The following is a 23938-nucleotide window of genomic DNA, read 5'->3' as shown; positions in this document are numbered from 1 at the left end:
GGCCGTCTTTAAGGGCGCCAGGTTCCATCGGCGCAATGCAAAAGCCCGGTGGTCAGCGCCGGGCTCGGTTCAAATGCACTATGGAGGCAGCGTGAAGGCATTGCAAGGCGTTGAAGGCCGTGTGGAATGGGCAGAATACCCAGCGCCGGTCTGTGATGTAGGGGAAATTCGCATCCGTGTAGCGGCCGCCGGTTTGAATCGGGCCGATTTGTTACAACGCGCCGGTCTTTATCCACCACCGCCTGGCGCCAGTGAGGTACTTGGGTTGGAATGTGCCGGCATCATCAGTGAAGTGGGTGCCGGTTGCGACTGGAAAGTCGGCGACCGGGTTTGCGCACTATTGACCGGTGGCGGCATGGCTGAGGAGGTGGTGGTCGATGCGCGGCACGCCTTGCCGGTGCCCGAGGGCATGACGCTGGCCGAAGCGGCAGCATTGCCCGAGGTGTACGCTACGGCCTGGCTCAATCTGTTCCAGCTGGCTGCGTTGAAGCCTGGGCAGAAGGTGCTGCTGCATGCTGGCGCCAGTGGCGTTGGTTCGGCGGCCATTCAATTGTGCAAGGCCTTTGGCAGCCCGTGCTGGGTCAGTGTCGGCTCCGCTGAGCGTTTGACCTACTGTGAGAGTCTGGGGGCTCAGGGCGGCGTATTGCGCAGTGAGGAACACTTGCAGGCGCTGCGTGATTTCGCCCCGTTCGATGTGATTCTCGACCCGGTGGGCGGCAGCTACGCCGCGCTTAATCTGGTCCTTCTGGCTCTGGATGGTCGCTGGGTAAACATCGGTTTGCTCGGCGGGCGTAAGGCCGAACTCGATCTGGCGCTGTTATTGAGTAAGCGCATTGCGTTGATCGGTTCGACCCTGCGCAATCGCGATGAGCAGTTAAAGGCCGATTTGTTACGCGATCTGCAGCAGTTTGTCTGGCCGCTTTTCACCGAGGGGCGGCTCAAGTCGCAACTTCATCAGGCTTATGAGCTCAAAGATGCTGAGGCCGCCTTTACTGCATTGGCGGGTAATCAGGTCAACGGCAAATTGGTGCTAGTAATAGACCCGACACTAGTTTGAAGTCGGTAGTCGATTGGCTTAATCAATCGGAATCATGGCGGCAATCAATAAGCTTTTTTTGTCTAAGGCGCTAATATGCGCCCTGTAAATTTCTCACCCTCAATAAGGAACCAGAGATGAATCTCATCAACACCCAAGTTCAACCGTTCAAGGCTAACGCTTTCCACAACGGCAAGTTCATCGAAGTGACCGAGCAATCCCTGAAAGGCCAATGGTCGGTGCTGATCTTTATGCCGGCTGCCTTCACCTTCAACTGCCCGACTGAAATCGAGGACGCGGCCAACAACTACGCTGCGTTCCGTGATGCTGGCACCGAAGTTTACATCGTCACTACCGACACCCATTTCTCCCACAAAGTCTGGCACGAAACTTCGCCAGCAGTTGGCAAGGCTGAGTTCCCGCTGGTTGGTGATCCGACCCACGCACTGACCCGCGCTTTTGGCGTGCACATCGAAGAAGAAGGTCTGGCCCTGCGTGGCACCTTCCTGATCAACCCGGAAGGCGTGATCAAGACCGTTGAGATTCACTCCAACGAAATCGCTCGTGACGTATCGGAAACCCTGCGCAAGCTGAAAGCTGCTCAGTACACCGCTGCTCACCCAGGCGAAGTGTGCCCAGCCAAGTGGAAAGAAGGCGAGAAGACTCTGGCTCCTTCGCTGGACCTGGTTGGCAAGATCTAAATCTGCCAACACTCTCCCAGAGCTAACCCTCGGGGAGGGCAGTACTTAGCGCTGTCAGGGTCGCAACCCGACCCTCGTGGTGCCCGATGCCCGGGCGCGATCCGCCCGGGCATTTTATTGCCTGCCATTCCGTGGCGGCACCCTGTAGGCCGTCGCTACGCGACGTTAAAAATTGTTCCTGACAATTTTTTATTGCCCAGAATTTTTGTCATTGAGGACTATTCGTCATGTTGGACGCTAACCTGCAAACCCAGTTGAAGGCCTATCTGGAAAAGGTCACCCTGCCGTTCGAGATCGTCGCGTCCCTCGATGACAGCGCGAAATCCCAGGAGCTGCTCGAACTTCTCCAAGCCATCGTTGGCCTGACCGACAAGATCACCCTGAAGACCGATGGCCGCGACGCCCGTCGTCCGTCGTTCTCGCTGAACCGTCCAGGCGCAAACATTGGCCTGACCTTCGCCGGCATTCCCATGGGCCACGAGTTCACCTCGCTGGTACTGGCACTGCTGCAGGTGGGCGGCCATCCGTCCAAGCTGGATGCCGAGACCATCGAGCAGATCAAGAGCATTGAAGGCTCGTTCGAGTTCGAGACCTACTACTCGTTGTCCTGTCAGAACTGCCCGGACGTGGTTCAGGCGCTGAACCTGATGGCGGTGCTCAACCCGAATATCCGTAACGTGTCCATCGACGGCGCGTTGTTCCAGGAAGAGGTAGAGCGTCGCCAGATCATGGCCGTGCCGAGCATCTACCTGAACGGCGAAGTGTTTGCTTCCGGCCGTATGGAGGTGAAGGAAATCCTCGCCAAGATCGACACCGGCTCCGCCAACCGCGATGCCGAGAAGATGAGCGCCAAGGAATCCTTCGACGTGCTGGTGATCGGTGGTGGCCCAGCCGGTGCCGCAGCGGCCATATACGCCGCTCGCAAGGGGATTCGCACGGCGATTGCCGCCGAGCGTTTCGGCGGCCAAGTGCTGGACACTATGGCTATCGAAAACTTTATCTCGGTGAAGGAAACCGAAGGGCCGAAACTGGTCCGCGCCCTAGAAGAGCACGTGCGTGAATACGAAGTCGACATCATGAACCTACAGCGCGCTAGTGCTTTGGTTCCAGCTAGCAGCGAAGGCGGCTTGCATGAGGTGAAGTTCGACAATGGTGCGAGCCTCAAGGCCAAGACTGTGATTCTGTCGACCGGCGCGCGCTGGCGCGAGATGGGTGTGCCCGGCGAGCAGGAATACAAGGCCAAGGGCGTGTGCTTCTGCCCGCATTGCGACGGCCCACTGTTCAAGGGCAAGCGCGTGGCGGTGATCGGCGGTGGTAACTCCGGCGTCGAGGCGGCTATTGACCTTGCCGGCATTGTTGCTCACGTGACGCTGCTGGAATTCGCCGACACCCTGCGTGCCGATGCCGTGTTGCAGAAGAAGCTCTACAGCCTGGCGAACGTCACTGTGATCAAGAGCGCGCAGACCACCGAAGTCAAAGGCGATGGTCAGAAGGTCAATGCGCTGGTTTACAAGGACCGCACCACCGAAGAGCTGCACAGCGTCGAGCTGGAAGGCATCTTCGTGCAGATCGGTCTGCTGCCTAACACCGACTGGCTGAAGGGCAGCGTAGAGCTGTCGCGTTTCGGTGAAATCATCGTCGACGCCAAGGGCGCTACCAATATCCCGGGTGTGTTTGCTGCCGGTGACGTCACCACCGTGCCGTACAAGCAGATCGTGATAGCCATGGGCGATGGTGCCAAGGCCTCGCTAAGCGCCTTCGATCATCTGATCCGTAGCTAACAAGCTAGAGGCACTAAATCGCACAAGAGCGGGCAACCTTTACGGGTTGTCCGCTTTTTTGTGCTCTGCCATCAGGCGGTTAGCGGTCCTTTTCCGGTGTTTATACGTCTCAGGCGTTCACAGCATAGCCGTCGAGAGTTTTTATTATAGTCGACATATAAAATTTATATTATGTGTGTAATATTAGTTGGCGCACTATACCTCCAGACAGCCTCACCACCCCCGCACACCCAGGAGACGCACCATGAGCACGCATAACGAGAAAGGCACTGCATTGATCACCGGCGCTTCGTCAGGTATTGGCGCCACCTACGCCGAGCGCCTGGCGCAGCGCGGATACAATCTTCTGTTGGTTGCCCGCGATCTGCCGCGCCTGCAGGCCCTGTCTGCGCGCTTGACCGAGCAGTACGGGGTAAAGGTCGAAGCGCTGAAGGCCGACCTGACTGACAAGGCTGATCTGCACGCTGTTACTCAGCGCCTGCGCACTGACAAGGCGATCAGCACGCTGGTCAATAACGCCGGTATGGCCATGAATGGTCAGTTGGCCGAGGCCGATCTCGACACCGTTGATCGGATGATTCTGCTCAACGTGGTTTCGCTGACTCACCTGTCCACCGCAGCCGCTGCCAACTTCACCGCCGCTGGGCGTGGGGCAATCATCAATATCGCCTCGGTGGTGGCCCTGGCTCCGGAAATGTTCAATGCCGTGTACAGCGCCACCAAGGCCTATGTACTGAGCCTGACCCAGACCCTCAACGGTGAAGTGAAGGCGCAGGGCCTGCAGGTGCAGGCCGTATTGCCTGGTATTACCCGCACCGAGATCTGGGAGCGCAGCGGCATGGATGATTCGGCACTGCCGGCGAGCATGATCATGGAGGTCGGTGAGATGGTTGATGCGGCGCTGGCCGGTTTCGATCAGGGCGAGCTGATCACCATTCCATCGCTGCCTGATGCGGCTGACTGGCAGGCCTTTACCGATGCTCGCGGCAAGCTGGCCCCGAACCTGTCGCACAGCAGCGCGGCTGCTCGTTACAAGTAAAGCGCTGGCCGTAACAAGAAAAGCCCTGGCTGGAGACAATCAGGGCTTTCTTGTGTGGCACTGATTTTCTGCAATCAGGCGCTTTGCGCTGCGTCGCCGGTGTTCTGTTCGATCAGCAGGCGGCGGGTGGTTTTCAGCAAGCGGTCAGACAGTTCCGGGTCGCTGACGCTGCGTGACAGCAGCAGGGCGCCGACCATGGCGCTAAGAATCAGCACGCTTTGCTCATCGGCATGCTCAACGCCAAGGCCGGCTTCGATGGTTTGCAGGCGGTCGCGGATCAGCTCGTCGGTCACCGGGCTGGGTGCGCCGCGCTGGCCCAGCTCGGCGGACATGGTCGGCAAGGGGCAGCCCTCACCGGGATCGGCGCGGTGGGCGGACGACAGGTAGCCGCTGATCAGGCGGGTCAGCGGTTTATCGCTGTTGGCCATCTCAGTGGTAGCGGCCGTCAGCTTGTCAGCGCTGTGGCGCAGGGCGGTTTCCACCAGCTCATCTTTCGATTTGAAGTGGGCGTAGAAACCGCCATGGGTTAAGCCCAGGGTTTTCATCAGCGGCTGCAGGCCGGTGGCACCGACGCCGTCGCGGCGAAACAGGCGCGCGGCCTCTTCGATAATGCGCTGATGGGTCTGGGCTTTGTGGTCTTCGGAATATCGCATGGAGTACCTGGCCGCTGGTTTCAGATGTTGCCTGCCATCTTACTCGCTTCGCCCCGGTGTTTCAGTGCCGGGTGTAGGCGCTGTTCCAGGCATGCTGAGAATCAGGCAGGTGGTTGAGCCGACGGCGTACAGGCGGTCGTCGACATCGTAAATGCGCCCTTCGGCCAGCGCGGTGGTGCGGCCGATATGCACGATGCGGCCTTCGGCGCGGATCGGCCCGACCTTGGTGCTGAGGGCGCGGATGTAGCTGATGCGCAGGTCAGTGGTGGTGTAACCCTGGCCGCGCTGCAATTGAGTGTGGATGGCGCAGCCCATGCAGGAGTCGAGTAGGGTGGCCGCATAACCGCCGTGCACGCTGCCCAACGGGTTGTAGTGGCGCGCATCGGGTGTGCCCTGGAAGACGAAGCGCCCGGATGACCATTCCAGCGGGACAAAATCCAGCAGGTGACCGATGGGCGGCGAGGGCAGTTCACCGCGGCCGATACCGTCAAAGAACTCCTGCGGCAACAGTTCGCTGACCTGCGCCAGGCTCATGCTGCCGGGTGCACCAAGGCTGGCGCGCATGGCCTGTTCGGCGGCGAGCCATTCGGCCAGTTTTTCTTCGCGTGATGGGATGCTCATGGATCAGGCCTCGTCGGCTGGTAGCTTTAAAATTACAAGCGTAATTTAATTATTTATATTATGGTTGAAATATTAGTGTTCGGCGAGCCACGCCAGCCCATGATCACAGGACCCAACGCCCATGCATCCCTATCCCTTGCCGTCGCGCAGCCTGCTGCTGATTCTGGTGGCCCTGACCGCCCTTGGAGAGATTTCCACCCAGCTGATCATCCCCAGCCTGGGCGTTATCGAGCTGATCATGAGTGCCCGCCCCGGCAGCAGCCTGCTGGCCTTATCGGCCTTCGTCGCCGCCTTTGGTCTGGGCCAGTTGCTGCTCGGTCCGCTGTCGGATCGCATCGGCCGGCGTCCGGTGCTGATCGCCGGGTTGCTGGTCTATCTGCTCGCCACTTTGTGGATGCTGCTGGCCAGCAGCATGGGCGAGTTTATTGCCGCCCGCGTGCTGCAGGGGCTTGGGGCCTGTGCGGCATTGGTTCTGGCTCGGGCCATCGTCCGCGATGTGTGGCAGGCGCAGGCTGGACCGGCATTGGCGCTGACGGTGATTGGCATGCTCTGCGCCATCGTCCTGTCGCCGATGCTGGGCGGCGTGTTGGTGCTGTATGGCGGTTGGCGCGCGCCGATTGCCTTGGCACTGGTGATCGGGGTTGCCATCGTTGCCGCAGTGTTGGGCCTGTATCGCGAAAGTAATCGGCAGCTCGACCCGCAGGCCGGGCAGCTGAGCCGCTTGGCCGGCAACTATGCCGATCTACTGCGCGCCGCCTCGTTCCGCGCGCTGGCCTTGACGCTGGCCTGCACCTATGGCGCGATGTTTGCGGTAGTTGCCGGCTCTTCAGCTGTGTATATCGGCCTGCTGGGGCTGAGTCCGGCGCAATACGGCATTACCTTCGCGGCGATTGTTTCGGCGCTGATCGCCGGTGCGCTGTTTACCCAGCGGCGCATTTTGCAGCTGGGCCCCGAGAAGATAGTCGGCATAGGCGCGGCGCTGGTGGTAAGCGGCGCCCTGGCCACCTTGGCGATTTATCTGCTGTTTGGTTTGTCGTTGCTCGGCCTGTCGTTACCCCAGGTGTTGGTCACCCTGGGCGGCGGCATGTTGCTGCCGGCATCGGTGGCTGGCGCGGTGATTCCCAATGCCCACCGCGCGGGCCTGGCGGCTGGCTTTATGGGCTTTGCGCAAATGGCCGGCGCCACCTGCAGCGGCCTCTTGCTTAGCCTGCTGGCGGATGGCTCGGCGTGGCCTATGGTGTTGCTGAACAGTTTATTTGCCGTCGCGGCGTTCTGCGCCTTCCACCTGCTGCGCCCACGGCCGGCAGCGAACGCGGCCCTGGTTCGCTAAACCTCTGCAGCCTAGGAGTAACTCAATGAGCAACTATGACGTGCTGATCATCGGCGGCGGCCCCGGCGGCTACAACGCTGCTATCCGTGCTGGCCAACTGGGCCTGAAAGTTGCCTGCATCGAGGGACGCGAGACCCTCGGCGGCACCTGCCTGAATGTCGGCTGCATGCCGTCGAAGGCCTTGCTGCATGCCTCGGAGTTGTACGAAGCGGCGACCAGCGGCGAGCTCAACAACCTCGGTATCGAGGTCACGCCGACGCTCAATCTGGCGCAGATGATGAAGCAGAAGGATGAGAGCGTAACGGCCCTGACCAAAGGCATCGAGTTTCTGTTTCGCAAGAACAAAGTCGAGTGGATCAAGGGCTGGGGCCGTTTGAATGGACCGGGCAAGGTCACGGTGACCCTGGCTGATGGCAGCGTACGCGAGCTGCAGGCCAAGGACATCGTGATCGCCACCGGCTCGGAACCGACGCCACTGCCTGGAGTGACGATTGATAATAAGCGCATCCTCGACTCAACCGGTGCGCTGTCTCTGCCCACGGTGCCCAAGCATCTGGTGGTGATCGGGGGCGGGGTGATCGGCCTGGAGCTGGGGTCGGTATGGCGGCGTTTGGGCAGCGAAGTGACGGTGGTGGAATACCTCGATCGCATCTGCCCGGGCCTGGATGATGAAACCGCGAAAACCCTGCAACGTACTCTGAGCAAGCAGGGTATGCGTTTCAAACTGGCCACCAAGGTCAGCGCGGCGAAGGCCACGACCAAAGGCGTAACACTTGATCTACAGCCAGCGGCTGGCGGCGAAGTCGAGCAACTACGGGCTGACTATGTGCTGGTCGCCATCGGTCGCCGCCCCTATACCGCCGGCCTGGGCCTGGAAACCGTCGGCCTGGTCACCGACAAGCGCGGCATGCTGGAAAACCAGCAGCACCGCAGCAGTGTGCCGGGCATCTGGATTATCGGCGACGTGACCTCCGGGCCGATGCTCGCGCACAAGGCCGAAGATGAGGCCATCGCCTGTATCGAACGCATCGCCGGGCATGCTGCCGAGGTCAATTACGAGACGATTCCCGGGGTGATCTACACCAAGCCGGAAGTCGCTACAGTGGGCAAGACCGAGGAGCAGTTGAAGGCTGAAGGGCGCGGCTACAAGGTCGGCAAGTTTCCCTTTACCGCCAACAGCCGGGCGAAGATCAATCACGAGGCCGAAGGCTTCGTCAAAGTGCTGGCCGATGAGCGCACCGACCAGATTCTCGGCGTGCATATCATCGGCCCCAGCGCTGGTGAGCTGATCGGCGAATACTGCGTGGCGCTGGAGTTCAGCGCCTCGGCCGAAGACATCGCACTGATCTGCCATCCGCACCCGACGCGTTCCGAGGCGTTGCGCCAGGCGGCGATGAATGTACATGGCTGGGCGATGCAGGCCTAAGCGCCGAAACGCTGGAGTTGCATTTCTTGTAGCCGGCTTAGGGTGCGGCGAAAGGAGAAGCTCAGGTAGCCCTCGGTATAGAGTTCGGCCAGCGGCATCTGGGCTTCGAGGTACAGCGGCACCTTGCGGTCGTAGCACTCATCCACCAGGGCAATAAAGCGTCGCACGCTGTCATCCTTGACCGATAGAGCGGGCAACTGGCGGTCGCCGGCCTGCACCCGCTCGACGCCATCTTCAGTACCGCGAGCGATCTTCGCCGCCCGTTGCGGGCTGGTCAGGTTCGGTACTTCGCTAAGCAGAATGGCCTGGAAACGATCGCACAGGGCGATAAAGTCCGGCGTGGCCAAGGGCTGTTCGCACAGATCGGCAAAGCGGCACCAGAGCACGCCGTCGCAGTGGCGCAGGGTCTGTACGCTGCGGTTGCCGAGTGTGAGCGCTTGATCGCTGCTGGGCTTGCCTGCGGCCAACTGACTGAAGGTCCGGCTGAGCACGTTGGGCAGTCCAGGCGTGGCTACCCAGTAACGGGTATGCGCTGTGCCTGGGTGCAGGCGATGGTCTTCCTCGCCATTGATGCTTACCACCTGCATATGCCGTTGCAGGGCGGCCACTGCTGGCAGAAAACGCTCGCGGTTAAAGCCTTCGGCATACAGCAGTTCGGGCGGTTGGTTGGAGGTGGCCACCAGCACGACACCCTGTTCGAACATCACCTGGAACAGCCGGCCGAGAATGATCGCATCGCCGATATCGCTGACAAACAGCTCGTCGAAGCACAGCACGCGTACCTCAAGGCTCAGCTCCACTGCCAGCGCCTGTAGCGGGTCCGGCGTGCCGGTGAGCTGAAACAGGCGCATATGCACCCAGCGCATAAAGTGGTGAAAGTGCTGACGCCGCGCCGGGACTTTCAGGCCTTTGTAAAAGCTGTCCATCAGCCAGGTCTTGCCACGGCCAACCGGCCCCCACAGATACACCCCGTTGACCGAGTGCGTTGTTTCGCCCTGATGCAAGGCCTGATGACAGTCGTGCAACGCCTGGGCGGCCTGCCACTGCGCCGGGTCGGATTTAAAGCCGTCGCGATCGATGGCCTGCTGGTAGGCGCTGAGCGGGGAGCTGCAGTTCATCAGCGCGCCTCGATCCGCTTGTGCATACAGACCGCACTGGCGGGGCAGAGGCTTGAGAACTCGGCGGTCTGGCGGATCGCTTCGGGCACGTCGGCTCGCTCCACGCTGCTGTAACCACGGCGGCCGAAGAAGGCTTCGGCTGTGTTGGTCAGCAGGTACAGCTCGCGTACGCCGAGTTGCTGCGCATAGGCCTCAATCTCGGCGACCAGCGCGCCGCCATAACCCTTGCCGCGCGTCGTTGGGCTGACCACCAGTGAACGCAGCAGCGCCACGTCGCCATAAGGCTGCAAGCCGATCAGCGCCTCAGGCGCGTGCGCCGGCCCTGCAGCGATAAAGTGCACAAAGTGCTCGGCTGCAAGGTCGGCTGTTGGCAGCCCGGCCGCGGCCAGTAACGCTTTGGCAGCCGCAGCCGGCGGGTGACGGTAAAAGTTCATGGGCGTCCATCTGGGCGAGATAATCGGATCAGTGTCGCGCTCGCACTTTAACCGAGCGCTTAGCAAAAGACCCACCGGTGTGGGTCTTTTGCATTCAGCTAAGTGCCAATCAGCGCCAGCTCAGGATCGGCCAGCCGGCCTGCTGCGCGTGCGCAAGCAGAGTGGGGTCGGGGTTGACCACATAGGGCTTGTCGACCGCCTGCAGTAGTGGCAGGTCGTTGCGCGAGTCGGAGTAGAAGTAGGCGCCGTCGAGGGTTTCGCCTTGCTCTTGCAGCCAATCGTGCAGGCGGCTGACTTTGCCTTCGCGGTACGTCAGTACCCCTCGGGTGCGGCCGCTGTAGTGGCCGTGTTGCTCTTCCAAGTCGATGGCCAGCACTTCGCCGACCTTGAGGCGTTCGGCGATGGCGCTGACCAGAAAATGCGCCGAGGCGGAGATCACTAGAATGCGGTCACCGGCTGCACGGTGGTTAGCCAGGCAGCGGGTAGCGTCGCTGTAGAAAATCGGTTCGATCACGTCTTCAACAAAGGGCTCGACGACATGGGCGACTTCCTCAGCGGTACGCCCGACCAATGGCGACAAGGTGAAGGTCATATAGTCCTCCATGGCCAGGCTGCCGGCGGCGTATTGGCGCATCAGCTCCTGCTCATGGGCGATAAAACTGTCGCCGTCGGCCCAGCCTAGCTTGACCATTTCCTGGGTCCACAGGCTGGCGCAGTCGCCGCCGATCAGGGTTTCGTCCAGGTCGAAAATTGCCAGGGCCATCAGGCCACCTCACAGATTGCGTTGTCTTCAATGTTCAGGTTGATGCGCTGCCCGCTGGCGTGCAGGTCGGCTGGGGAGCGGTTGAGCACGTCCACCAGCAGTTCGACGCCACGCGCTTCGACGCGGTAACGGATCACGTTGCCGAGCAGGCGATGGCTGCGGACCTGTCCTTCGATGCTGCCTTGATCGCCAATCTGAATGGCTTCCGGGCGGATCGCCACGCGGCTGTTGATCGGGCGCAGCAGCAGGCGGCTGGCGGCATCGGCATCGAGCAGGTTGTAGTTGCCGATAAATCCGGCGGCAAAGGCGTCGGCCGGGGCGGTGTAGAGGGTTTCGGCGTCGCCGCTCTGGACGATCTTGCCGGCATTCATCAGGAAGATCCGATCGCTCATGACCAGCGCTTCTTCCTGATCATGGGTGACAAAGATGGTGGTCAGGCCCAGCTCCTGCTGGATGCTGCGGATCTGTTCGCGCAGGTGCTTGCGAATACGCGCATCCAGCGCCGACAAGGGCTCATCCAGTAGCAATAAACGCGGGCGGGTGACAAGCGAGCGGGCCAGGGCCACACGCTGGCACTGGCCGCCGGACAGTTGCTGCGGGTAGCGGTTGGCGAAGTCATTCAGCTCGACCAGTTCCAACACTTCCTTAACCCGCTGCTCGGCTTCGCTGCCTTTTACTTTCTGCATACGCAGGCCGAAGGCGACGTTCTGCTGCACGGTCATATTGGGGAACAGCGCGTAACTCTGGAACACCATGCCGATGCCGCGTTTCTGCGGAGCAACGGGTACCAGATCCTCGCCATCGAGCAGAATATTGCCGCCATTGACCCCAGTCAGGCCGGCGACGCAGCGTAGCAGGGTGGATTTACCGCAGCCAGAAGGGCCGAGCAGGGTAATGAATTCGCCCTTGGCGATTTCGCAGTTGATGTCGGTAAAAATCGAGGTGCTGCCGTAGCTTTTATGCAGGCCTTGAATACTCAGATAACTCATGACTTGTCCTTATTCAGGCGGTTGGCCGCCCAGGTCATCAGCAGCACGAACATGAAGTAGGAAATCACCAGGGCGCTGGTGAAGTGGCCGCTGTCGTTGCGCATGTTGTAGAGGTACACCTGCAGGGTTTCGTAGCGGCTGCCGACCAGCAGGTTGGCGAAGACGAACTCACCGAACAGGAAGCTGAAGGAGAGAAACACCGAGACCATCAGGCCTTTACGCAGGTTGGGCAGCACCACCATAAAGGCTGCGCGTGAGGTGCTTGCGCCGAGCAGGTGGGCGGCGTCCATCAGGTCGCGAAGGTTGATCGCTTGCAGGTTGTTGCTGATCGCTCGGTACATAAAGGGCAGGGCGATGGTGAAGTAGCAGCCAATCAGAATCCACGGCGTGCCGAGGATCGGCAGTGGGCCGCCAGCGAACAGCTGCATCAGCCCGACCGAGGAGACCACCGGCGGGATGGCGAACGGCAGCAGGATCAGTACGTTCATCACTGCGTCGAGCTTGGGGAAGTGATAACTGACCACAAACAGCAGCGGCAGAATCAACACCAGTGACAACGCGAGAGCAGCAAAGCACACCAGCAAGGAGCGACCGAACGCGGAGAGAAAGCGCACATCGCTCCACAGCGCCAGGTACCACTTGAAGGTCAACCCGCTGGGCAAAACGCTGGCCGACCAGCTGGTAGAGAACGAGTAGAGCAGGGTGCCAAGCAGTGGCAGCAACAGAATCAGCAGCAGGCTGTAGACCACCAGCTGGTGGAACAGCGGCGAGCGTTTTTCAGCGTGGGACATGGTAGCTCCGGCGCAGCAGCCATTGGTGAACGATGGTGATCAGGGTCATCAGGCCCACCAGAATCATTGCCAGGGCACTGGCCATATTCGGGTCGAGGAAGATATCGCCGGAAACCATGGCGGCAATCCGAATCGGCAGGATGTTGAAGTTGCCGGTGGTCAGCGCATACACCGTGGCGTAGGCCCCCAGGGCGTTGGCCAGCAGAATTACGAAGGTGCCGAGCAGTGCAGGAGTCAGCACTGGCAGGCCGATATGCCGCCAGAACTGCCACTTGCTGGCGCCCAGCAGCTCTGCGGATTCGCGCCAGTCTTCCCGCAGGGCGTCGAAGGCCGGGTAGAGCAGCAGCACACCGAGGGGAATCTGGAAGTAGGTGTAGAGCACGATCAGGCCGGTTTTCGAGTAGAGGTTGAAATCCTCGATGATCCCCGCCTGCTTGAGCAGGATGGTCAGTGCGCCGTTGAACCCCAGCAGGATGATAAAGGCGAAGGCCAGCGGCACCCCGGAGAAGTTGCTGGTCATGTTGGAAAACGCCATGACGAAGTCGCGTAGGCGGCTGTCTACCTGACGCAGCGAGTAGCTGCCGAGAATGGCAATGCTGATGCCGATCAGGCTGGACCAGAACGCCACTTCCAGGCTGTGACGCATGGCCTGACGGTAGAACGGCGAGGCGAAGGCCTGCTGGAAGTTGCCCAGACCCCAACCCTCTGCGGTGTGCAGGCTGTTGCTGGCGACCCAGAGCAGTGGGGCGATCTGAAAGGCGATAAAGAACAGGGCAAAGGGCAGCAGGCAGAGCAGCGCCAACCCTTTGCCGCGCAGGGCAGACATCATGCGAGGAGCTCCCGGCAGACAGGTTTGTCGTGGGCCACGCCGAGCAGCTCGCAGACCGTACCGCACAACTCCAGCTGTTTCGGCTGGGCGTTGGGGTTGAGGCTGAAGGCGCTGCCGAGTACCAGCAGCGGCACTTCGCGTTCTTCCGGCAGTAGGCCGTTGTGGCTGCGGTCGTTGTTCATGCCGTGGTCGGCGGTCACTAGGATCTGGTAGCCGGCATCGAGCCAGGGCTGGATATATTCGGCCAGCAGCACATCGGCCATGCGCGCGCTGTTGCGGTACTGCGCGCTGTCGAGGCCGTGCTTGTGGCCGGCGTCGTCGATATTCATCGGGTGCACCAACAGCAGGTTGGGCGCATGGTGCAGGCGCAGGCTTTCTGCGTCGGCGAACAGGTGCGAGTCCGGGTAGTGATCTGCGTAGTAAAAGTGGCCGTATTGAATCGGCAGTGCCGCATCGTTGGTATGACGATCACGGGCTGCCTGAAAAGGGGAACGGTTATACAGCTCGCTGACCCAGTGATAGGCCGCCGCTGCGGTAATCAGGCCAGCATCGCGGGCGTAGTGGAACATGCTGCGCTGGGTCGACAGGCGCGATACATCGTTATTGACGATGCCGCTGTCGATGGGCGCAACACCAGTCAGAATCGCTTCATACAGCGGGCGTGACAGCGCTGGGAGTTCACAATCGAGCTTGTACAGCGCGGCTCGCCCAGCCTGGCAGTAAGCCTGCAGATGCCCCAGCGCATGCTGAGCCACCTGATAGCTCAAGCCATCCAGAACCACGAGGATGACGTTGTGCGACATGATTGAAAGCCTTAGCAACCGAATCGGCCCCGGAGTGTATCCGGGGCCAGATTGCGTTAGTTCATATTGATGATGACGTGTTCCTGCCACAGACGCGGCAGCGCTTTGGAGGTGGCTTCCCAGGCGGTAGCATCCTTGATTGGCTGCACCTTGGCGTACTGTTCCTGCGGTAGCAGCTTGGATTGCACGTCGGCTGGCAGGGTCAGGTGCTCGGCGCGGATCGGCCGAGCGTTACCCTTGGCCAGGTTGATCTGGCCGGCGTCGCTGAGGATGTACTCACGCGCCAGTTTGGCCGCGTTGGGGTTTTTCGCCCATTTGTTGATGATGGTGCTGTAGCCGGAGATCACCGAGCCATCGGACGGGATCAGCACTTCGAAGCGGCTTGGGTCGATCTGGTCGCGGTAGCTCAGACCGTTGAAGTCCCACACCACGCCGACTTCCACTTCGCCTTTTTCCAGGGTCTGGATGGTCGGGTTGGCCAGCGACAGACGACCTTGTTTGGCCAGCTCGCCGTAGAAATCCAGCGCCGGTTGCACGTTGCTTTCATTACCACCCATGGCGATGGCGGCAGCCAGTACGCCGTTTACGGCTTGTGCAGCGGTGCTGACATCGCCAGCAGAGACTTTGTAGGTGCCAGTTTTCAGGTCAGCCCAGGAACGCGGGATGTCCTTGACCAGTTGCTTGTTGACGATAAAGGCGATGGAGCCGGTGTAGGCCAGCATCCAATGACCGTCGGTGTCCTTGGCCCAAGTTGGAATCTGCTCCCAGGTGCTCGGCTTGTAGGCTTGGGTAACACCCTGCTGCACGGCAATGGGGCCGAAGGCCGCACCGACGTCGCCGATATCCGCGGTGGCGTTTTCCTTCTCGGCGGCGAACTTGGCAATTTCCTGGGCCGAGCTCATGTCGGTGTCCATATGCTTCAAGCCGTACTTTTTCTCCAGATCAACCCAGGTGTCCTTCCAGTTGGCCCAGCTGTCCGGCATGCCCACGCTGTTCACCGCGCCTTCAGCGCGCGCGGCCTTTTCCAGTGCTTGCAAATCCGTTTCAGCAGCCATGGCCGAGGTGGCCAGGGCGATGGCTGAGCCCATCAGTGAAGCCAGCAGCAGTTGTTTCATTGGAAACTCCTTTGCGATTTGAAGTGCGTGCAGTGAAAAGTACTGGTCTAGATCAGCAAGACCCAGGCCAATTTAGGCTTGTTAAATGACAGTTTTATGTATGTTGGTCATTTACCGGCTTGAGCCGGGTTGCACAAACTGGCGCACCACTAGCGTAGACCATGAACAAATACGCTCACGTATGGCCTGCAGACCAAGTTTTATCGGCTTTTGACGCAGCTGTAAGAAAGTTGTCATGGCGTGGTCATCAAGACTGCTTAAACTTGAAACCTAGTTTTCACCGCAGCACTCACAGGTTGATGCCCCGAAATGGGGCTGGACTAGTCCAATTTTGGAGGTCTTGATGCGCGACGAAGCGCCGCGGGCAGTCACAGCTATATGCCGGGCATTGGAAGAGCAGATCGAACACGGCCTGTTGCCGTCGGGAAGTCAGCTGCCGGCCGAGCGCAAGCTCAGCGAGGTATTCGATACCACGCGCATCACCCTGCGCGAAGCGCTGGGCCAGCTTGAGGCCCAGGGGCTGATCTACCGCGAGGAGCGGCGCGGCTGGTTTGTTTCGCCGCCACGAGTGGCCTACAACCCGCTGGTACGCAGCCACTTTCATGCGATGGTCGGCGAGCAGGGCAGAGTGCCTGCCACCGAAGTGCTGAGCGCCAAGCTGATCCCCGCCAGCGCCGAGATCTGCCAGCTACTGGCCTTGCCGGCTCTGTCCAGCGTCTATCAGATCCGCCGCGCACGGCGCATCGACGGGCGTCTGGTGCTGTATGTCGAGCACTACCTCAATCCGAATTACTTCGCCGGTATTCTGGATTTCGACCTGACCCGCTCGCTGACCGAGCTGTATGCCAGCGAATACGGCATTCATTACGGCCGGGTGCGTTTCGATATGGTGCCCACGGCGTTGCACAGCGAAGCCGCGTCGGCGTTGAAAGTGGCGGTGGGCAGCCCGGCGCTGCGTATCGTGCGGATCAACCGCGACCAGCATGGCCGGTTGATTGATTGCGATCTGGAGTTCTGGCGCCACGACGCTCTGCATGTAAGCGTCGAGGTGCCGGAGTGATAGCTATTTAAGCGACAACCTGGCTTTTCTGCGCCGATGAGAACACCAGCGTTTCGCCATCCAGCGGCACGCGCAGGCGCTCGCTGATCCCCCGGCGAGTGGCTTCTTGCAGTAAACCTGCGCGGGTCACCGGGCAATGATCGAGGGCTTCCAGGTGGTTGGCGACAATGATGCCGCTGCTGAGTTGCAGCGCGGCGAGAATCTCGGCCTGACCCATAATGATGTCGCCACCTAGGTCGAAGCGCGCACCGCCTGCAGGAAGCACGCTGACAGCGGGTGCCAGTTGCGTCAGGCATTGGCGGACGTCAGCGGTGAGCAGGGTATCGCCGGCGAGATAGAGGCTCGGTTCCTGCGGGATCCGGATGAAGTAGCCGTAGCCGTGGGCCATCAGGCTGCCGATAAACCCCTCGCCATGCAGGCAGGGAATTGCCTGGATAGCGCCGTTGAAGAATGCACCGCCACTCTGGCTGGGCAGCTCCTGCACATTGAGGCGGCGCTTGCGCAGGTATTCCGCGTCCTCCGTCATGCACAGCACCGGAATATTGCGCTCGCGCAGCCAGCGGATGGCGGTTCGGTCGAGGTGGTCGAAATGGCCCTTCTGGCAATGGGTGATCAGGCAGTGGGTCACGCGTTGCAGGTGTTCGTTGGCATTGTCTGGCAGCTCGACCAGCGGGTTACGTCGCCGCCGGGCGAGGTACTTGAGCGCGGGCAACTGGCCCTGGGCGGCCAGCATGGGGTCGACCAGCAGACGGACTTCGCCGAATTCGATGATCAGAGTGGCATTGCGCAGTTGAGTGATTTTCATGGCGACCTCCGGGGTTGGTGGGCCATTGTAAAAATCCGTCTGCGGGATAAAGATGGCAGGAATTGCCATAAATCGGACATTTCATGCCTGTGCAGAAAATCGGCCTGCTGCTGTACCCCGGTTGCATGCCGGCGGGGCTGTTTGCCTTCGCCGACCTGCTGACCGCGGCCAATCGGCGCGCGGGCGAGCCGCGTTATCAGCTGTGCTGGGTGGGCCTGGACAGTGAAGCGGTTGATTGTGCCCAGGGCATGCGCTTGCAGCCGCAGAGCAGCCTGGCCCAGGCCGGCTGCAGCGCTGTGCTGATTCCTGGGCTCTGGGCGGATTCTGAGGCGATGATCACCCAGGCGCTGGACGCCAACCGTGCCTTGATCCGGGCGCTAAGCCAGCTGCCGCGTACAACGCAGTTGTGGAGCTACTGCACCGGCGTCTGCGTACTGGCGCAGAGCGGGCGTTTGCACGGTGAGCGTGCGACGGCCACCTGGTGGTTGGCGTCCAGCCTGCAGGCGCGTTTCCCCCAGGTTGAGTGGCAGTTCGAGCAGACCCAGGTGAGCAATCGCCTGACTGCTACGGCGTCCGGCGTTAGCGGTTACCTGGCGATTGCCCGAACGCTGCTTGAAGAGCAACTGGGTGAGGTGGTCTATCGCGAGATCGCCACGCTGATGGTGTTACCGCGTCCAGATCCGGCGACGCCGGTGTTTCGTTCCGTTGGCTTGATGCAGCAGACCGAGCCACTGTTGCGCCGCCTGCATCTGTTGGTAGAGCAACTGCCGGCGCAGCAGCTGAGTGTGCAGCGGCTCGCTGATGAGCTGGCCGTTTCCGCGCGGACTCTGGCGCGTCAGGTAAAGGCGCTGACGGGCCTGGCGGTGGCCGATCAGGTGCGCCTGATCAAACTCAACCAGGCCGGCGAGCGGTTGATTCTCACGGCCGATTCGATCAGCCGAATCAGTGATTCCTTGGGGTACGGCGATGAGTCGAGTTTTCGCCGCACCTTCAAGCATGTCACCGGCCTGACCCCGGCGGCTTATCGGCAGCAGTACAAGCGCTAGCTGTCGCGCACCGGGGTAAGGATCACGGCAGCTCGGCGCTGGCGTAAAAGGCCGTCAGTACTTTCACCAGATGGGCCAGGTCATGGCTGCCGGCCAGTTCGCGGATCGAGTGCATGGCGAAGGTTGGTAGGCCGATGTCCACAGTACGCACGCCCAATTGGCTGGCGGTGATCGGGCCGATGGTTGAACCGCAACCCATGTCGCTGCGGGTGACGAAGCTCTGCACCGGCACTTCATTTTCCAAACATAGGTGACGGAAGAATCCGGCAGTTTCGCTGTTGGTGGCGTAACGCTGGTTGCTGTTGATCTTGATCACCGGGCCGGCGTTGAGCTTGGGGCCATGGTTCTGATCATGCTTGTCGGCGTAGTTGGGGTGCACGCCGTGGGCGTTGTCGGCCGAGACCAGCAGCGAGCGCTGGATGGTGCGCACGAAGGCATCGCCGTCCGGCAGTACGCGGCGCAATACCTGCTCCAGCATCGGGCCGTCGGCGCCGCAGGCCGAACAGGAGCCGACTTCCTCGTGGTCGGTACAGACCAGCACGCAGCTTTCTTCATCCGGTGCGGCAAGCAGCGCTTGCAGGCCGGCGTAGCAGGACAGCAGGTTGTCTAACCGTGCTCCGGCGATAAAGTCGCCATTCAGGCCAATCACTGCAGCGCTCTGGGTGTCGTAGAAGCTCAGCTCGTAGTCGAGCACCGCATCGGCGCTGAAGTCGTGTTCGCGGGCCAGTTGATCGGTGATCAGGGCGCGGAAATCTGCCGGCTCATCGCCGGATATCTGCGCGAGGATCGGCGGCAGCTCGATCTGCTGGTTGATCGCCCAGCCCTGGTTGGCTTCACGGTTGAGGTGAATGGCCAGGTTGGGAATGATTGCAATCGGGCTTTGAAAATCGATCAGCTGGCTTTCCACCTTGCCATCGCGGCGGTAGGTGACCCGGCCGGCCAGCGACAGGTCGCGGTCGAACCAGGGGGCGAGCAATGCGCCGCCATACACTTCAACGCCGAGCTGGAAAAAGCCCTGTTGCTGCAGCTCAGGTTGCGGTTTGACCCGCAGGCACGGGCTGTCGGTGTGCGCGCCAACCAGGCGGATACCGCCTTCCAGCGGCGCGCGCTTGCCCAGTTTGAAGGCGATGATCGAGGAGTCGTTGCGCGTCACGTAATAGCGGCCGCCGGCCTCGGTGTGCCAGCTGGCGCGCTCGTCCATGTGCTGAAAGCCGGCCGCTTCAAGGCGCAGAGCCAGGCTGGCGGTGGCGTGGAAAGGGGTTGGCGAGGCCTTGAGAAACTCGATCAGGCCTTGATTCAAATCTTCGCGCATAGGGCACTCCAGACGGCAATCGGCCGAGTTTAGCGGATTTGCCTAGCGCTTTGGGCTGCCGCGCTCGACAGATCAGCGCGGGATGCTGACCAGACTGAGCAGATAACCGTCGAACTCGGCGAACTGGCCTTCCAGCTCGCTGCCGGCGGGCCAGTCGGTATGCAGGTCAATCAACAGGCGCATACGCACTTTATTGTCAGCCTCGACGCTCAGCAGCTCAGCATCCTGAAAGTAGAAGTGCTGCAATACCTGAGGGTAGAGCGCCTTGAACAGGCTTTCCTTGAGCGAGAAGGTCAGGCTGATGCGTTGTGCGCGCTGTTCGCTCGGCAGGGCTTCCAGGCGGAACAATTCGGCTGGGGTGAGGATTTCCCCAGCCAGGCGTTCGGCGCGGCTGGCCGGCATGATCTGCTCGACATCCAGACCGAGGCCGCGCCAATCTGCGTTGTTGCCCACCACCGCACCGGCCCATCCGCTGCCGTGGGTGATTGAGCCGATCGTCCCTACCGGCCACAGCGGCGCACGATCCTCACCACAGGCTGGAACCGCCGCGGTCCCAGTCAAACGCAGCAAGGCCTCACGTGCACACAGGCGGCCGGCCAGGTACTCGGCCTGGCGCTTGGCCACGCCGCGTACGGGCTCGACTGCGCAGCGGCTGAAGTCCGCAGCATCCAGCAGGTCGGGGCCAAAGCGGGTGCTGATCAACTGCACTGACGGCAGTTGGTGCGGCAATGGCCAGTGGTCATTCAGCGGGCTGCAGCAAGATGGCAAGTAGGCTGTATTCATCGGCCTATTCTGCCGCGCGGCGCTTTGTACGACCAGCCGCTGCGCGTGTTTACAATTCTTTGCAAAGCGGCAACAAAGCTAAACGGAGTTGCCCAGGCTTTTTTGCCACACTGCGGCATGCGTTTCTTCGGGGACGCAGGTGAGGTTGTAGCTGGTACGGGCGTGAGGCTTGTGCCGGCATTTCTCTGAGAATGAGTACGGGAGCCCGATTAGGCTCCCGTTTTTTTGCGTGCCATTTATGGCAACCACTCGCTGGGTGCGGCGCGACTCTTCGCGTACGCCTGTATGAGTGAGGCGCAGCTCCGGCATGTGCAGTACGCAATCTGCAGTAAGAGTTGAGCGCAGCGATACCCAGGCTGCCGAAGTCAGGATGATTACCGTTGCGCGATTCGCCGCGTCCTTAGTGCTCAACTCATCAGCACCAGATAAACCACCGCCATCAATGCGATCAGGCCCAGCCAGATCAGAGCGTTGGTCCTACTTAGTCCGATGATGCCGGCCCCACGCAGGCGAATTGGCGGGTTTTGGTCGAGGTAGGTATTTATCTGCTCTTGGGCTGCTTCCGGGCTGACGCCCTGGTTCAGGCTAAGCATGCGAATGGCCTGGTCGTGATCGCCGCGTTGTATGGCCTGCAGAACGGGCTCGGGTAGTTGGCTCATTAGTCATTCCTCCAGTCGCGATAGTCGTTAGAGGTCGCCTATCGGTCAGGGTTCGGTACTTTTCTTTATCAGCATTAAAGCGCTATCGGGGCACCCATTCGTGGTGCTTCCCTTCAGGTATCAAAGGTCTACACTGCGAGCAATAAGAAAAAATAAAGTGCCATCCACTGGCCGCTGATGGAGACATCATTCCGTGCATCTGAACCGGGCATTAAGCCTTCTGGTTGCCGTCATAGTTGCCTGTTTGAGTCTTGAGGTTTTGGCGCAACCAGAGCCGATTGAGATCACTCCAGCGGCCAATTTCCAGGCTCATTTCCAGTACTGGGAGGACACCGCAGGCGATACCCCGATTGAGCAGGTGGTCAGCCTGCCGGATGATCGCTGGTCCCTGGCCGCGAGTGGCAGTGCCGCCTTCGGCATTACGCAGTCGGCTTACTGGTTGCGCTTTTCCGTACGTAATCAAACCCCATTGAACCTGAACTTGATTGCCGAGCTGGGCTACTCCCAGTTGGACGACGTAGTGTTCTACGTCTATGCCGATGGCGCCCCCGTCAAAGAATTGAAAACCGGGGATAGCCGGCCTTTTTATCCACGTGACGTGGACCACCCGAGCGTATTGCTACGCCTATCCCTGGCTTCCGAAGAGACGCAAACCGTCTTTGTTCGGGTCGCGACGGCCGGGTCTATGATCGTGCCGCTGCGTATCGCGCGCGAGCAGAGCTTTTTTGAAACCGCCGCCTATGAGTTGAAGCTGCATTTTTTCTACTACGGCTGCATTTTCGTCATCATTTTGATCAACCTTGCGGTGTACCTGAGCCTGCGGGAAAAGCTGTATCTCTATTACGCCCTCGCGCTCCTTGGTTATTTGCTGTTTTTTGCCTCCATCAAAGGCTTCAGCTTTCAGCACCTCTATCCCCACTCGCCGGTACTGCACGCTAAGGTGCTGCTGGTGTCGATACCCGCCCTGGCGCTGTTTTCCCTGCTGTTCTGCCGGGAGTTCCTGAATACCCGGATTAACAGCCCGCGGCTGGATAAAGTGCTGATCGGCATGATGGTCTTCGAGCTGCTGTTCCTCTTCTGCGCGCCGTTACTCGACTATCAGCGGGGTATCCAGCTGGCGTCGTTTTCTGCGCTGTTCTTTTTCTCGCTGCTACTGGTCGCTGGCCCGGTGGTCTGGGTGGCAGGCGTAAGGGCCGGGGCATTTTTTACCCTGGCCTGGACGCCCTTGACCATCGGGGTGCTTGCCACCGCGGGTAGGGCGCTCGGGGGCTTTCCTGAGAATTTCTTTACCGAAAACGGCATGCAGATAGGCTCTGCGCTCGAAGCTTTTATCCTGACCCTGGCGCTGGCGGACCGGCTTTATCGTGAACGGGAAGACAAGATCGCCGCCCAGGCCGCCAGCCTGCAGGAGGCGCAGTCGCGCAGTATCGCGCAGAACCTGCTTACCGAGGCCCTGACCCACGACCCGGTGAGCGGGTTGCCCAACCGCAACCGTTTTGAATGGATGGTTGATCAGCAACTGCAGCAGGCCCCCGAGCGCCGATATATGGTGGGGCTTGCGCGGATCACACGGTTGGATGAAATCAATCGCACTCTTGGCTTGGCCAGGAGTGAATGGATAATGAAGTGCGTGGCGCAACAGATGGTCGAGCTGGCTGCTGGTCTGCCATTTATTCAAGCTGTTCGCGATGATCAAGGCCGCGAAGAGCGGGTTTATCACCTATCGGGCGACTGTTTCTGCCTGCTGGTAGACATAGACAAGGCCGGAAACGATTTCTCAGCCCTTAACACCGCATTGAGGCGTTTGGCCGAGCCGATATGGTTGGATCACCTGGCCATTGAACTGCAGCCTAGTTTCGGCGCAGCCAGTTATCCCGAGCACGGCCAATCTGCCGCCGAGCTTATCCGCAACGCCCATGTCGGCATGGAAATCGCGCCCCGGGACGGTAACGAGACCGGTATCTATTCGCCCAAATACGATATTTATAACGAGAGCCGCCTGACCCTGATGGCGGACCTGCGCAATGCCCTGCAGCAGAACCAGATCATGCTCTATTACCAGCCCAAACAAGATCTCAAAACCGGGCAGATTGTCGGTGTGGAGGCCTTGATTCGTTGGCACCACGCCGAGCGCGGCTGGGTAAATCCGGCAGATTTCATACCTCTGGCCGAAGACACTGGCATGATCACCCAGCTCACCCGATGGGTCATCGGTCAGGCCACGAGAGATTTGGCGGAACTGCACAAAGACAACCCCCGATTAAGCGTCGCCATTAATATTTCCGCTCGCGACCTGGAGTCTAGCGAGCTTAAGGATGTGCTAGATCTGGCTCTGCAACAAAGTGGCCTGCAGGCACGCGCGCTAACCCTGGAAATTACCGAAACTGCCGCCATGCTCGATCCTCTACGCAGCCTGCAGGCGCTGAATGGTCTGGCTGAACTGGGCTATCAGATATCCATCGATGATTTTGGCAGCGGCTATTCTTCCCTGTCCTACCTCAAGCAACTGCCGGCCTCGGAGCTGAAGCTGGATCGCTCGCTGATTGAGGATATCTGCATCAGTGAAAGTGCCGATGTGATTGTCGCCACCGCCATCCAGATGGCGCGCAGCTTAGGCTACCGGGTCGTGGGTGAGGGAATTGAAAACGCCGAAACGGCCCAGCGCCTAAAGGCCCAGGGCTGCGACCTTCTTCAGGGGTTCTGGCTGTGCAGGCCCAAGCCGATCAGCGAGCTTAACCAGTGGTTGCAAGCCTTCGAGGCGGACGAGCGCGCGGTTCGCTCATCGGGTCCATAGGCCGGCGCGTTTCTGCCCACAGGTTTTGTTAGTTCCAAACCCCAGTTTTA

The 23938-nt window shown here is 60.5% G+C and carries 23 protein-coding genes; 9 read left to right on the top strand and 14 right to left on the bottom strand.

Annotated features, from left to right (window positions below; translation table 11 throughout):
• Positions 1-91: 91 nt before the first annotated feature.
• The 4 genes from AACY25_RS11185 (at position 92) to AACY25_RS11170 (ending at position 4557) form a co-directional block, all read left to right on the top strand.
• Positions 92-1057 (top strand): NAD(P)H-quinone oxidoreductase, encoded by a 966-nt coding sequence (locus AACY25_RS11185; protein WP_339524561.1) that lies wholly within the window; start codon positions 92-94, stop codon positions 1055-1057.
• Positions 1058-1173: 116 nt separating this feature from the next.
• Complete coding sequence (gene ahpC / locus AACY25_RS11180; RefSeq protein WP_339410645.1) at positions 1174-1737, top strand: alkyl hydroperoxide reductase subunit C; 564 nt, start codon at positions 1174-1176, stop codon at positions 1735-1737.
• 227 nt (positions 1738-1964) lie between these two features.
• Positions 1965-3518: an alkyl hydroperoxide reductase subunit F gene (gene ahpF, locus AACY25_RS11175; protein ID WP_339524560.1), complete on the top strand. Its 1554-nt coding sequence runs from the start codon at positions 1965-1967 to the stop codon at positions 3516-3518.
• A gap of 244 nt (positions 3519-3762) precedes the next feature.
• Entirely contained in the window at positions 3763-4557 is a 795-nt protein-coding gene (locus AACY25_RS11170; RefSeq protein WP_339524559.1) for an SDR family NAD(P)-dependent oxidoreductase, read from the top strand.
• 74 nt (positions 4558-4631) lie between these two features.
• Here AACY25_RS11170 and AACY25_RS11165 read toward each other — a convergent pair whose 3' ends face one another.
• Positions 4632-5210, bottom strand: a complete 579-nt coding sequence (locus AACY25_RS11165; RefSeq protein WP_339524558.1) for a TetR/AcrR family transcriptional regulator — start codon at positions 5208-5210, stop codon at positions 4632-4634.
• 39 nt (positions 5211-5249) lie between these two features.
• Entirely contained in the window at positions 5250-5831 is a 582-nt protein-coding gene (locus AACY25_RS11160; protein WP_325509107.1) for a PaaI family thioesterase, read from the bottom strand.
• 121 nt (positions 5832-5952) lie between these two features.
• Here AACY25_RS11160 and AACY25_RS11155 point away from each other — a divergent pair, with 121 nt between their 5' ends.
• Together AACY25_RS11155 and lpdA are read left to right on the top strand one after the other, a co-directional pair.
• Positions 5953-7161: an MFS transporter gene (locus AACY25_RS11155; protein WP_339524557.1), complete on the top strand. Its 1209-nt coding sequence runs from the start codon at positions 5953-5955 to the stop codon at positions 7159-7161.
• 25 nt (positions 7162-7186) lie between these two features.
• Entirely contained in the window at positions 7187-8587 is a 1401-nt protein-coding gene (lpdA, locus tag AACY25_RS11150) for a dihydrolipoyl dehydrogenase (protein ID WP_339524556.1), read from the top strand.
• Here lpdA and zapE read toward each other — a convergent pair.
• The 8 genes from zapE to AACY25_RS11110 all read right to left on the bottom strand — a co-directional run bounded on the left by zapE (position 8584) and on the right by AACY25_RS11110 (position 15429).
• A complete protein-coding gene (gene zapE / locus AACY25_RS11145; RefSeq protein ID WP_339524554.1) occupies positions 8584-9705 on the bottom strand; it encodes a cell division protein ZapE in 1122 nt (373 codons plus the stop codon). The two genes, lpdA and zapE, sit on opposite strands and share 4 nt — an antisense overlap.
• Positions 9705-10139, bottom strand: coding sequence for an arsenic resistance N-acetyltransferase ArsN2 (gene arsN2 / locus AACY25_RS11140; protein ID WP_339524553.1), 435 nt, complete (start codon positions 10137-10139; stop codon positions 9705-9707). Before arsN2 ends, zapE begins: the two co-directional genes overlap by 1 nt.
• A 109-nt stretch (positions 10140-10248) precedes the next feature.
• On the bottom strand, positions 10249-10902 hold the full coding sequence (locus tag AACY25_RS11135; RefSeq protein ID WP_339524552.1) for an HAD family hydrolase: 654 nt from the start codon (positions 10900-10902) through the stop codon (positions 10249-10251).
• On the bottom strand, positions 10902-11891 hold the full coding sequence (locus AACY25_RS11130) for an ABC transporter ATP-binding protein (protein WP_339524550.1): 990 nt from the start codon (positions 11889-11891) through the stop codon (positions 10902-10904). The genes AACY25_RS11135 and AACY25_RS11130 overlap by 1 nt, the downstream gene beginning before the upstream one ends.
• The gene (locus tag AACY25_RS11125; RefSeq protein WP_339524548.1) at positions 11888-12682 is read right to left on the bottom strand and encodes an ABC transporter permease; all 795 of its coding nucleotides are present in this window, start codon (positions 12680-12682) and stop codon (positions 11888-11890) included. The genes AACY25_RS11130 and AACY25_RS11125 overlap by 4 nt, the downstream gene beginning before the upstream one ends.
• Positions 12669-13508, bottom strand: coding sequence for an ABC transporter permease (locus AACY25_RS11120; protein WP_339524998.1), 840 nt, complete (start codon positions 13506-13508; stop codon positions 12669-12671). Before AACY25_RS11120 ends, AACY25_RS11125 begins: the two co-directional genes overlap by 14 nt.
• Entirely contained in the window at positions 13508-14314 is an 807-nt protein-coding gene (locus tag AACY25_RS11115; protein WP_339524546.1) for an alkaline phosphatase family protein, read from the bottom strand. Before AACY25_RS11115 ends, AACY25_RS11120 begins: the two co-directional genes overlap by 1 nt.
• Before the next feature lie 56 nt (positions 14315-14370).
• Positions 14371-15429, bottom strand: a complete 1059-nt coding sequence (locus AACY25_RS11110; RefSeq protein ID WP_339524544.1) for an ABC transporter substrate-binding protein — start codon at positions 15427-15429, stop codon at positions 14371-14373.
• 343 nt (positions 15430-15772) lie between these two features.
• Between AACY25_RS11110 and AACY25_RS11105 the strand changes: the two genes are divergently transcribed.
• Positions 15773-16489, top strand: coding sequence for a UTRA domain-containing protein (locus AACY25_RS11105; protein ID WP_160087426.1), 717 nt, complete (start codon positions 15773-15775; stop codon positions 16487-16489).
• A 7-nt stretch (positions 16490-16496) separates the two neighbouring features.
• Here AACY25_RS11105 and AACY25_RS11100 read toward each other — a convergent pair whose 3' ends face one another.
• Positions 16497-17294 carry an MBL fold metallo-hydrolase gene (locus tag AACY25_RS11100; RefSeq protein ID WP_339524542.1) on the bottom strand — a complete coding sequence of 266 codons (798 nt, stop codon included), beginning with the start codon at positions 17292-17294 and terminating at the stop codon, positions 16497-16499.
• Between the two features lie 83 nt (positions 17295-17377).
• Between AACY25_RS11100 and AACY25_RS11095 the strand changes: the two genes are divergently transcribed.
• Positions 17378-18340, top strand: coding sequence for a GlxA family transcriptional regulator (locus tag AACY25_RS11095; RefSeq protein ID WP_339524540.1), 963 nt, complete (start codon positions 17378-17380; stop codon positions 18338-18340).
• 22 nt (positions 18341-18362) lie between these two features.
• On the opposite strand, the gene AACY25_RS11090 is transcribed toward AACY25_RS11095, so the two are convergent.
• The 3 genes from AACY25_RS11090 to AACY25_RS11080 all read right to left on the bottom strand — a co-directional run bounded on the left by AACY25_RS11090 (position 18363) and on the right by AACY25_RS11080 (position 21094).
• Entirely contained in the window at positions 18363-19652 is a 1290-nt protein-coding gene (locus AACY25_RS11090; RefSeq protein WP_339524538.1) for a M18 family aminopeptidase, read from the bottom strand.
• Positions 19653-19724: 72 nt separating this feature from the next.
• Positions 19725-20435 (bottom strand): 4'-phosphopantetheinyl transferase family protein, encoded by a 711-nt coding sequence (locus AACY25_RS11085; RefSeq protein WP_339524536.1) that lies wholly within the window; start codon positions 20433-20435, stop codon positions 19725-19727.
• Between the two features lie 407 nt (positions 20436-20842).
• On the bottom strand, positions 20843-21094 hold the full coding sequence (locus tag AACY25_RS11080; protein WP_339524534.1) for a hypothetical protein: 252 nt from the start codon (positions 21092-21094) through the stop codon (positions 20843-20845).
• Positions 21095-21338: 244 nt separating this feature from the next.
• Here AACY25_RS11080 and AACY25_RS11075 point away from each other — a divergent pair, with 244 nt between their 5' ends.
• The gene (locus tag AACY25_RS11075) at positions 21339-23888 is read left to right on the top strand and encodes an EAL domain-containing protein (protein ID WP_339524532.1); all 2550 of its coding nucleotides are present in this window, start codon (positions 21339-21341) and stop codon (positions 23886-23888) included.
• Positions 23889-23938: the final 50 nt, after the last annotated feature.

This window comes from Pseudomonas sp. EA_35y_Pfl2_R111 (genome assembly GCF_963970955.1).
GTDB lineage: Bacteria > Pseudomonadota > Gammaproteobacteria > Pseudomonadales > Pseudomonadaceae > Aquipseudomonas.
This window is presented reverse-complemented; position numbering and strand designations above follow the sequence as displayed.

Bases quoted from the DNA above. Each gene is read 5' to 3' on its own strand.
- AACY25_RS11105 (WP_160087426.1), top strand. From the start codon at position 15,773: ATGCGCGACGAAGCGCCGCGGGCAGTCACAGCTATATGCCGGGCATTG.
- AACY25_RS11170 (WP_339524559.1), top strand. From the start codon at position 3,763: ATGAGCACGCATAACGAGAAAGGCACTGCATTGATCACCGGCGCTTCG.
- AACY25_RS11135 (WP_339524552.1), bottom strand. From the start codon at position 10,902: ATGGCCCTGGCAATTTTCGACCTGGACGAAACCCTGATCGGCGGCGAC.
- AACY25_RS11095 (WP_339524540.1), top strand. From the start codon at position 17,378: ATGCCTGTGCAGAAAATCGGCCTGCTGCTGTACCCCGGTTGCATGCCG.
- arsN2 (WP_339524553.1), bottom strand. From the start codon at position 10,139: ATGAACTTTTACCGTCACCCGCCGGCTGCGGCTGCCAAAGCGTTACTG.
- AACY25_RS11080 (WP_339524534.1), bottom strand. From the start codon at position 21,094: ATGAGCCAACTACCCGAGCCCGTTCTGCAGGCCATACAACGCGGCGAT.
- AACY25_RS11125 (WP_339524548.1), bottom strand. From the start codon at position 12,682: ATGTCCCACGCTGAAAAACGCTCGCCGCTGTTCCACCAGCTGGTGGTC.
- AACY25_RS11090 (WP_339524538.1), bottom strand. From the start codon at position 19,652: ATGCGCGAAGATTTGAATCAAGGCCTGATCGAGTTTCTCAAGGCCTCG.
- ahpC (WP_339410645.1), top strand. From the start codon at position 1,174: ATGAATCTCATCAACACCCAAGTTCAACCGTTCAAGGCTAACGCTTTC.
- zapE (WP_339524554.1), bottom strand. From the start codon at position 9,705: ATGAACTGCAGCTCCCCGCTCAGCGCCTACCAGCAGGCCATCGATCGC.
- AACY25_RS11120 (WP_339524998.1), bottom strand. From the start codon at position 13,508: ATGTCTGCCCTGCGCGGCAAAGGGTTGGCGCTGCTCTGCCTGCTGCCC.
- lpdA (WP_339524556.1), top strand. From the start codon at position 7,187: ATGAGCAACTATGACGTGCTGATCATCGGCGGCGGCCCCGGCGGCTAC.
- AACY25_RS11130 (WP_339524550.1), bottom strand. From the start codon at position 11,891: ATGAGTTATCTGAGTATTCAAGGCCTGCATAAAAGCTACGGCAGCACC.
- AACY25_RS11110 (WP_339524544.1), bottom strand. From the start codon at position 15,429: ATGAAACAACTGCTGCTGGCTTCACTGATGGGCTCAGCCATCGCCCTG.
- ahpF (WP_339524560.1), top strand. From the start codon at position 1,965: ATGTTGGACGCTAACCTGCAAACCCAGTTGAAGGCCTATCTGGAAAAG.
- AACY25_RS11100 (WP_339524542.1), bottom strand. From the start codon at position 17,294: ATGAAAATCACTCAACTGCGCAATGCCACTCTGATCATCGAATTCGGC.
- AACY25_RS11115 (WP_339524546.1), bottom strand. From the start codon at position 14,314: ATGTCGCACAACGTCATCCTCGTGGTTCTGGATGGCTTGAGCTATCAG.
- AACY25_RS11160 (WP_325509107.1), bottom strand. From the start codon at position 5,831: ATGAGCATCCCATCACGCGAAGAAAAACTGGCCGAATGGCTCGCCGCC.
- AACY25_RS11165 (WP_339524558.1), bottom strand. From the start codon at position 5,210: ATGCGATATTCCGAAGACCACAAAGCCCAGACCCATCAGCGCATTATC.
- AACY25_RS11085 (WP_339524536.1), bottom strand. From the start codon at position 20,435: ATGAATACAGCCTACTTGCCATCTTGCTGCAGCCCGCTGAATGACCAC.
- AACY25_RS11155 (WP_339524557.1), top strand. From the start codon at position 5,953: ATGCATCCCTATCCCTTGCCGTCGCGCAGCCTGCTGCTGATTCTGGTG.